Origin of the sequence: Streptomyces sp. LS1784, from assembly GCF_020103755.1 — a bacterium.
In the GTDB taxonomy this organism is placed as follows: domain Bacteria; phylum Actinomycetota; class Actinomycetes; order Streptomycetales; family Streptomycetaceae; genus Kitasatospora.
This window is the reverse complement of the sequence record NZ_JAHSQD010000533.1, coordinates 1-5,715: the sequence shown is the minus strand read 5'-3', so window position 1 is coordinate 5,715 and position 5,715 is coordinate 1. Positions and strand designations below refer to the sequence as shown.

The 5,715-nt window shown below is 71.0% G+C and carries 7 protein-coding genes and 1 tRNA gene; 6 read left to right on the top strand and 2 right to left on the bottom strand.

The window, feature by feature from the left end; genetic code table 11:
- Both KS423_RS36890 and KS423_RS36885 read left to right on the top strand, forming a co-directional pair.
- A partial coding sequence (locus tag KS423_RS36890; protein WP_262986058.1) for an acyl-CoA dehydrogenase family protein occupies positions 1-128 on the top strand: 128 nt, incomplete at its 5' end.
- Positions 129-271: 143 nt separating this feature from the next.
- Positions 272-955, top strand: a complete 684-nt coding sequence (locus KS423_RS36885) for a TetR family transcriptional regulator (protein WP_224284107.1) — start codon at positions 272-274, stop codon at positions 953-955.
- A 61-nt stretch (positions 956-1,016) separates the two neighbouring features.
- Here the strand turns inward: KS423_RS36885 and KS423_RS36880 are convergent, their stop codons facing one another.
- Positions 1,017-1,613: a MarR family winged helix-turn-helix transcriptional regulator gene (locus tag KS423_RS36880; protein WP_224284105.1), complete on the bottom strand. Its 597-nt coding sequence runs from the start codon at positions 1,611-1,613 to the stop codon at positions 1,017-1,019.
- A 445-nt stretch (positions 1,614-2,058) separates the two neighbouring features.
- Here KS423_RS36880 and KS423_RS36875 point away from each other — a divergent pair, with 445 nt between their 5' ends.
- Positions 2,059-2,463: a hypothetical protein gene (locus tag KS423_RS36875; protein ID WP_224284104.1), complete on the top strand. Its 405-nt coding sequence runs from the start codon at positions 2,059-2,061 to the stop codon at positions 2,461-2,463.
- Positions 2,464-2,500: 37 nt separating this feature from the next.
- Here KS423_RS36875 and KS423_RS36870 read toward each other — a convergent pair.
- Positions 2,501-2,588 (bottom strand) — tRNA-Leu (locus KS423_RS36870).
- A gap of 291 nt (positions 2,589-2,879) precedes the next feature.
- Here KS423_RS36870 and KS423_RS36865 point away from each other — a divergent pair.
- The 3 genes from KS423_RS36865 to KS423_RS48230 form a co-directional block, all read left to right on the top strand.
- Positions 2,880-4,211 carry a M20/M25/M40 family metallo-hydrolase gene (locus KS423_RS36865; RefSeq protein WP_224284103.1) on the top strand — a complete coding sequence of 444 codons (1,332 nt, stop codon included), beginning with the start codon at positions 2,880-2,882 and terminating at the stop codon, positions 4,209-4,211.
- 258 nt (positions 4,212-4,469) lie between these two features.
- Positions 4,470-4,706, top strand: a complete 237-nt coding sequence (locus KS423_RS36860) for a chaplin (protein ID WP_224284102.1) — start codon at positions 4,470-4,472, stop codon at positions 4,704-4,706.
- A 329-nt stretch (positions 4,707-5,035) separates the two neighbouring features.
- The coding region (locus KS423_RS48230) for a chaplin (protein WP_308020288.1) at positions 5,036-5,715 on the top strand (680 nt) is incomplete at its 3' end.

The window sequence follows — 5,715 nt, the reverse complement described above, 5'->3', positions numbered from 1 at the left end:
TGCTGGGTGGGTACGGGTACACCCGGGACTACCCGGTGGAGCGGATGATGCGGGACGCGAAGATCACGCAGATCTACGAGGGGACCAACCAGGTCCAGCGGATCGTGATGGCCCGCAACCTCCCGTAACCCGCCCTGAGGCGCACCGGCGGCCGGGCCCGTGAGCGGCCCGTCCGCCGGTGCCGGCCCTCGGCGTGGATGTTAGGTTCCGGTGAATGAGCGAGAAGGAAGAGCAGGACCAGCCCATGAATGACGGGCCCTCGAAGCCGGCGATGCGCGAGGCGCTGGTGGCCGCGGCCTTCGAGCTCTTCCTGGAGCGAGGCTTCGAGCAGACGACCATCGACGACATCGTCTCGCTGGCCGGTGTCGGCCGGCGCTCCTTCTTCCGCTACTTCCCGGCGAAGGAGGACGTGGTCTTTCCCGACCACGAGCGCAGCCTCGCCGAGATGACGGAGTTCCTGGACTCCGGCACCGGCGAGGAGGACCCGGTCAAGCATGCCTGTGACGCCGCCCGCCTGGTTCTGCGGATGTACGCCGAGCAGCCCTCCTTCTCCGTCCAGCGCTACCGCCTGACCCGCAAGGTGCCCGGCCTGCGGGCGTACGAGCTGTCCGTGGTCTGGCGCTACGAGCACACCCTCGCCGCCTACCTGCGCGGCCGCTTCGCCGACCGCCCGGACGGCCCGCTGCGCGCGGACGTGATCGCCGCGGCCGTCGTCTCCGCGCACAACCACGCCCTGCGCACCTGGCTGCGCTCGGGCGGGGAGAGCGACTGGGTGGCCGAGGTGGACGCGGCGATGGCCTTCGTCACCGGCACCTGGAGCGACCGCCCGGCCGAGACCGCCACCGAGGGCGAGCCCGACGACGTCGTGGTCCTGGTCGCCAGCCGCCGGGCGCCGCTGTGGCGGATGGTCCAGGGCATCGAGAGCGCCCTGGGCGCCGACGCCCGCCAGGTCTGAGGGGCCCGCTGGGGCGGTCGGGCCACCCCGTCCGGGGCCGGCCGCGCGGCGGGCCCCGGGGTCAGCCGACGTCCGGGCCCGGGCCGTCCGCGACCGCGGTCAGGTACTGCTCGATCTGCTGCTGGTTCTCCACCAACCGCAGGCACAGGTGCCGCAGTTGGGCCAGTTCCTCGGGGCTGAAGCCTCGGAAGACGGCGGCCATCGCGCGCTCGGTGGGCACCCGGAACTCCTCCAGCCAGGCCAGCCCCTCGGCCGTCGCGGTGACCAGCACCGCCCGCCGGTCGTTCGGGTCGGGGGAGCGGCGGGCCAGCCCCTCCCGCTCCAGGGTGTCCACCAGCCCGGTCGCATTGCGCGGGCTCACCCCGCCCGCCCGGGCCAACTCGCCCACGCCCAGCCCCGGTTCACCTGCCGCACCGAGGCGCACCAGCACATCCAGCGCCCCCGCGCTCAACCCCCGCCCCTGCGATCCGTGCGACCGCAGCTTCTCCACCGTGTGGAACGCCGACCGTGCGGCGGCCGCGGCCTCCAGCGCCAGGGTGTCCCCTCCCTTGGTGAACACGCCCATGGCCGTACGCACCCTGCTGTCGTACAGCCGACCCTCGGCGTCCCGCCCCAGCGGACCGGCCGCCGCCTTCTCCGATGTGTTTACCTGCTTCATGATGAAGCCATTCTGCACTGTGCGGAGCGACTGTCAAGGGGGTGGCGGACCGCCAACTCGTTGGCCGTGGGCGAGACTTCGGTGGAAGTCGGAGGAGTGACCTGCGGGAACCCGTCGGCGTCCGAGCCGCCGGCCAGCCGTTCCCGTACGCCCCAGCCGCGCATCGGCCCGTTCGGATGACGCCTGCGGGAAGTGGGGCGAAGCGGCGGCCCGCGGCGGGGTTCGACCGGGACGGGGAGCGACGTTCGTCTGCTCCAGCCGACTGCTCCTCGGAGATAGGCATACGAACTGCATTCCCGCTGGTAGGGGCGGCGTTTCTGGCGGGGCGTGAGGCCGGACCGGGCGTGGCGCCGCTTGCGGCCGGACGCGGGCCGTGGCTGTCCGAGTCGCGGCGGGGCCGGTCGGCGCCGCCACCGGATCCGGAAACTCCGTGGAGGAGATCTTCATGCGTGCTCTCAAGCGAGCCGTGGCTGTCGGCGCCCTCGCCGTCCCGCTCGTCGTCGGCTGTGCCGGCCTGGCCTCGGCCACTGAAGGCATCGACGCGAACTTCGGCAAGGGCTTCTTCGTCGCCAACCGGAACGGTGCCGGTGTCGCCGCCGTCGAGTCCCACGTCGGTCCCGACGGGATCTCGCACGCCGGCTCCTGGATCCGGGCGGACGACAACGGCGTCTCCGGCTCCTTCGCCGGTTCGGGTGCCGGCACCCCGCAGGCTGACCGAGCCCCGCTGTCGAGGGCGCGCGACCCCGGCACCGTCCCGTCGGACCAGGCCCGTCCGGATGTCCGGCCGGTACCCACCGGCCGGACATCCCGCCCGCAGCCGGTTCGCGCCGCAGCCGAAAACCGCAGCTGAAAAGCAGAAAGGCCCCAGATGAACTGGGGCCTTCCACTGGTGTCCGAGGGGGGACTTGAACCCCCACGCCCGATAAAGGGCACTAGCACCTCAAGCTAGCGCGTCTGCCATTCCGCCACCCGGACCGGGTGTCGCCCTCGCGGCTTCCGATCTCTCGTCCGTCGCGCTGACAGATGTAACTGTAGCAAAGATCGGCTTGGGGTCCCAAAACGGTTCCCGGCGGGCGGGCGCAGCCGGTGGCGGGGGCAAGAGGCGGCGTGTGGCGGTGGCGTGACCAGGGGGTTTCGGGAGCGTGCGGGGGGTGGATCGGGATCGGGGGCTGGGGGAGTATGGGCGGACGTGCTCGTACGGCCCGGGTGCAGGTCCTGGGGGTGGCGCGCTGGTGCGTCGGTGCGGGCCCAAGACGAGGAGTGACCGTGAGCGAGCGGAGCGAGTCGGCGGCGCCGAAGGTGACGGCTGAGTCGGAGGTCGCCGGGATCTGTCGCGATCTGATCCGGATCGACACCAGCAACTACGGGGACGGCTCCGGTCCGGGTGAGCGGAAGGCGGCCGAGTACGTGGCCGAGCAGCTCGCCGAGTTCGGGCTCGAACCGAAGATCTTCGAGTCGGCCAAGGGCCGGGCCTCGACCGTGGTCCGGATCGAGGGCGAGGACCGGTCCCGTCCGGGCCTGCTGATCCACGGCCACACCGACGTGGTGCCGGCCAACGCCGCGGACTGGACCCACGACCCGTTCGGCGGCGAGATCGCGGATGGCTGCGTCTGGGGGCGCGGCGCGGTCGACATGAAGGACATGGACGCGATGACCCTGGCCGTCATCCGCGACCGGCTGCGCACCGGGCGCAAGCCTCCGCGTGACATCGTGCTGGCCTTCCTCGCCGACGAGGAGGCCGGCGGCACCTACGGTGCGCGTTTCCTGGTCGACAAGCACCCGGGGCTGTTCGAAGGCGTGACCGAGGCGATCGGCGAGGTCGGCGGCTTCTCCTTCACGGTCAACGACCAGGTCCGCCTCTACCTGGTGGAGACGGCCGAGAAGGGCATGCACTGGATGCGCCTGACGGTCGAGGGCCGGGCGGGCCACGGCTCGATGGAGAACGACGACAACGCGATCACCGAGCTGTGCGAGGCGGTCGCCCGGCTCGGCCGGCACCAGTTCCCGCTGCGGATCACCAAGACCGTCCGGGCCTTCCTGGACGAGCTGTCGGACGCGCTCGGGGTCGAGCTGGACCCGGAGAACATGGACGAGACGCTGCGCGTGCTCGGTGGCATCGCCAAGATGATCGGCACGACGCTGCGCAACACCGCCCAGCCGACCATGCTCGGCGCCGGTTACAAGGTGAACGTGATCCCCGGTCAGGCCACCGCACATGTGGACGGCCGCTTCCTGCCCGGCTACGAGGAGGAGTTCCTGGCCGAGCTGGACAGCGTGCTCGGCCCGCGCGTGAAGCGCGAGAGCCTGCACTCGGACAAGGCGATCGAGACCGGCTTCGACGGCGCCCTGGTCGAGGCGATGCAGACCGCGCTGCGTGCCGAGGACCCGATCGCCCGCGCGGTGCCGTACTGCCTGTCGGGCGGGACGGACGCCAAGTCGTTCCAGGACCTGGGTATCCGCTGCTTCGGCTTCGCGCCGCTCCAGCTGCCGCCGGAGCTGGACTTCGCCGGGATGTTCCACGGCGTGGACGAGCGGGTGCCGGTGGACGGTCTGAAGTTCGGCGTCCGGGTGCTGGACCGTTTCATCGACGCCTGCTGAACCCCTGATCAGGCGACTGGGTCGGCCCGCTTCCGCAGTGTCGGGGGCGGGCCGGCCGCATTGTCCGAGCTGATGATTGTGGGACAGGAAGAAGGAGATCGACAGAATCGATTCTTCCTGGAATCCCAAGCTGATTATTTGTACGAGACCTCACCGTTGCGGGTGAATGGGAGATTCACTCCGTACCCCGTTTGCCGCAGCGTCGTTCATTCCTGTGCAGCCCGCCGAACGGGTTGCGTTGTCCATACAGGAGGAATGATGAAGGTCAAGAAGATCGCCGCTGTCGCCGCCGCCACCGGTGGCCTGGTGCTCGCCGCCGCCGGTGTCGCGTCCGCCCACTCCGGTGCCGAGGGTGTGGCCGCCGGCTCCCCGGGCGTCCTCTCGGGCAACCAGATCCAGGTTCCGGTGCACGTCCCGGTCAACATCTGCGGCAACACCGTGAGCGTCGTCGGCGTGCTGAACCCGGCGTTCGGCAACCACTGCGTCAACTCCTGAGTCAACCTCCGGGCCATCGAGGCCTGTTGAGCGGACTCAGCCCGGCCCCCGGGCGGCGGATGTGCCGCACCGGGGGCGTTCGCGTTCCCCGGCGATCCGGTGCGGGCCGGACTTGCTCCGGCCGCCCCGGGCGGTCGCCGGATACACGGGATCCGACGCGATCGCTCGATCGGGTGAAGCCGATTCGCTCGGCTCAACCTCCCCGTCGGCCCCTCGTTAACCCGTGTGCAGCCGAAGCCCTTGCGTGATTTACGGATATACCGAAATTCCGACTTTTTCGAAGGTTCATGTCAAGGCCAACACGTCGTCTCGAAATGTCAGGGGAAAACATGAGGAATGTAGCCAAGAAGGGGATCCTCACGGCCGTGGCCACCGGCAGTGTGCTGGCCTCGGCCGCCGGCTACGCCTATGCGGGGGGAGCCGAGGCACAGGGGGGTGCCACCGGTTCGCCCGGCGTCGTCTCGGGCAACTCGGTGCAGGTGCCGATCGAGGTGCCGATCAATGCCTGCGGCAACACGATCGACGTGATCGGTTTGCTGAACCCGTCGTTCGGCAACCACTGCGCCAACGTCAGCCACGGCGGGAGCCACTCGGCACCCAAGCCCGCCCACAGCGGCCGGCCCGACGGCGCCACCAACGGTGGCCACACCGGCGGTGGCGGCGGTGGTGTCGACAGCTCCGGCACCGGCGGGGGCTGGGGCACCACCACCGTCCCGGGAACCACCACCGTCCCGGGCGCCGGCGCCTCCGGCGTAGCCACCGGCTCGGCGGGTGTGCTCTCCGGAAACCAGATCCAGGCGCCCGTGGACGCCCCGGTCAACGTCTGCGGCAACCCGGTGAACGTGGTCGGTGTCGGCAACCCGGCCTTCGGCAACCACTGCGCCAACGTGGAGAAGGCCCCGCCGAAGCCGCCGGCCGAGGGCTGCGCCGAGGCCTGCCCGACCCCGCCGCAGACCTCCGCCGAGGAGGTCCCGGGCGCCCCGCGCACCGGCGGCCCGGCCACGGCGCC

Coding starts and splice junctions, on each gene's coding strand:
- KS423_RS36885 (WP_224284107.1), top strand. CDS start 272: ATGCGCGAGGCGCTGGTGGCCGCGGCCTTCGAGCTCTTCCTGGAGCGA.
- KS423_RS36880 (WP_224284105.1), bottom strand. CDS start 1,613: ATGAAGCAGGTAAACACATCGGAGAAGGCGGCGGCCGGTCCGCTGGGG.
- KS423_RS36875 (WP_224284104.1), top strand. CDS start 2,059: ATGCGTGCTCTCAAGCGAGCCGTGGCTGTCGGCGCCCTCGCCGTCCCG.
- KS423_RS36860 (WP_224284102.1), top strand. CDS start 4,470: ATGAAGGTCAAGAAGATCGCCGCTGTCGCCGCCGCCACCGGTGGCCTG.